Here is a 2,136-nt window from a genome sequence, read left to right as displayed (position 1 = left end):
TCATAAGCCAATCCGTCAAAAAGGTTAAAGAACAACCTTTCTGCCGGCTTGTATTATGCTTGTCGGACTTGCACAGGATGTGCTGACATCGATGTTTGCCACAGGACGTGGCGGATTTTAATCGATGTTCTCCTATCAAGGCGCTTCCGCTTTTGTTGTTACACAGCCTGATCAGTTAAATAAAATAATCCTCCGTTTATAATGGAGATCTTCACTTTAGGCTCATATTGTTCCTTTAAAGCCGTTTTTTCAATTTCATAGCTTTCATCCTTTTCTTCTGCCTCTTCATAAAAATGCTCCAGAAGATTTAGGTCCTTGTCCCAGCGTTCTCTAGCTTTTTCAGCCCAAGTGTGATCCTCTTGTTCAATTTGATATTTAAGGAAATTTTCCACTCTTGAGATTCCGCTTTTTGGCATAATTAGAGGAGAAAGTGTAAACGAATAGTCTGGAATTTTCGGTGTTAGCTGTAATTGAAGCAGCTTATCATGAAAATTTTCAACCATTTGTCCATTTATTAAATGGAGTCCAATTGATTTAAAAATATCCCTTTTTCGATCACATTCATAGGAAATGCGGACATTCATTGCAAGCCATGGCCTCAGGGGAATTTGTTGCCCAGGTGCCTGATGATGTTTTTCATATAATCGAATATAACCCGCTAAGCTTTTTGCTGACTGAAAAATTTGGTGAAGGCGCGGCGAACCAAAGTGAATACTTTCTCCTTTTATTTGTTCGGGTGCATGCTGCTGATTGGTTATAAATGTAAGCTTCATGGGATTAGGCACTCCTCCGGTTTTCTCCAAGTAATGCCAGTAGAATGGTCTATTCATAAGCTCTTTATCCAGTTCAATTGTTAATTGGACTGTCATATAGCCTTGCTCATTTTCTACAATCTCACAGCCGTTAGCATGGAAGTATTTTTCAAGAAATTTATGAATTTCTTGTTGCTGCATTTTTTTCACCCTCCCGCATTTCTTCAGCAAATTGAATCATCGATGATAAATTCTCCATTTTAATCCTCATTTCGCCCTCTGAGGCAGATTTGCCGAATATATCAATAAGGTGATCCTCTATATTTCCGAAATCAAGCTTAGTTAGAATATCGTCTAAATCCCCAATCACCTTTTCGAAAAGATTTATTTTCTCGTACAACAACTTTAAGACATGCTCCTCAACAGTATCCTTTGTAGCAAAATTATAAATCATGACATCCTTTTCCTGTCCAAGTCGGTGAATACGCCCAATTCTTTGCTCAAGTCTCATGGGGTTCCATGGCAAGTCAAAATTAATGATGTGATGACAAAACTGAAGGTTAATCCCTTCACCTCCGGCTTCCGTAGCAATCAGCACTTGCGCGTTTTTTTGAAAAAGTTCACGCATCCAATCTTTTTTGCCTCTTTTAAACCCTCCTCGAAAGGGTACTGAGGTAATGCCATACTGCTTAAGAAACCATTGAAGATACATTTGTGTTGCCCGATATTCTGTGAAAATAATGACTTTATCGTTAATTTGCTGAATTAATTCAAGTGCTTTTTCCGCTTTAGAGTTTTTTTGTACGGCTTCAACCTTCGTAACTAAATATTGAATTTGCTTTTGATAGGCTTCAGTTGGCTCCTCTTGTCTTTCTAGCATATTTTTTAATGTATAGTAAACTGCTTCACGGCTGCTGCAGGCCTCGCGCTGAAGGGTCATCACAGAAAATTGGCTGGAGCTTACCCAATCATTATCTCTCCGCATGTTAGTGACTGCTTCATAAAGCTCCCTTTCTTCTTTTGAAAATTCAATAGGGATCGTTTCGACTACTCGTTTTGTCCACTCGATGCCTGTATCTGCACGCCGGTTGCGAATCATGACTTTATTGACTAATTCCTTTAAATGCTTATCATCATCTAAGTTACGAGCATCCTTACTGTATTTTCGATAAAAAGCAGATTCATTTCCTAAATGGCCGGGCTTTAATAAAGAAACCAGGTTAAAAATTTCACTGATCCGATTTTGAATGGGTGTAGCTGTTAAAAGTAAACAAAACTTCTTTTTTAAATTTTGTACAAACTCATAGTTTTTCGTTTTATTATTTTTGAGCTTATGAGCTTCATCGATAATGATTAAATCATAATCTTGTTTATATATTATATC

Annotated in this window: 2 protein-coding genes; both read right to left on the bottom strand. The window is 37.6% G+C overall.

Annotated elements, in window-relative coordinates; all coding sequences use genetic code 11:
- Window positions 1-158: 158 nt before the first annotated feature.
- Entirely contained in the window at window positions 159-953 is a 795-nt protein-coding gene (locus tag V7149_RS15980; RefSeq protein ID WP_335346600.1) for a YqhG family protein, read from the bottom strand.
- Window positions 931-2,136, bottom strand: a 1,206-nt coding sequence (locus V7149_RS15975) for a DEAD/DEAH box helicase (protein ID WP_335346599.1), incomplete at its 5' end; no start/stop codon positions are given. The genes V7149_RS15980 and V7149_RS15975, both read right to left, overlap by 23 nt.

Source organism: Bacillus sp. JJ1503 (genome assembly GCF_036965125.1).
GTDB lineage: Bacteria > Bacillota > Bacilli > Bacillales > Cytobacillaceae > Cytobacillus.
This window is presented reverse-complemented; position numbering and strand designations above follow the sequence as displayed.

Excerpts from the sequence above, each read along its gene's own strand:
- V7149_RS15980 (WP_335346600.1), bottom strand. The coding sequence starts at position 953 with ATGCAGCAACAAGAAATTCATAAATTTCTTGAAAAATACTTCCATGCT.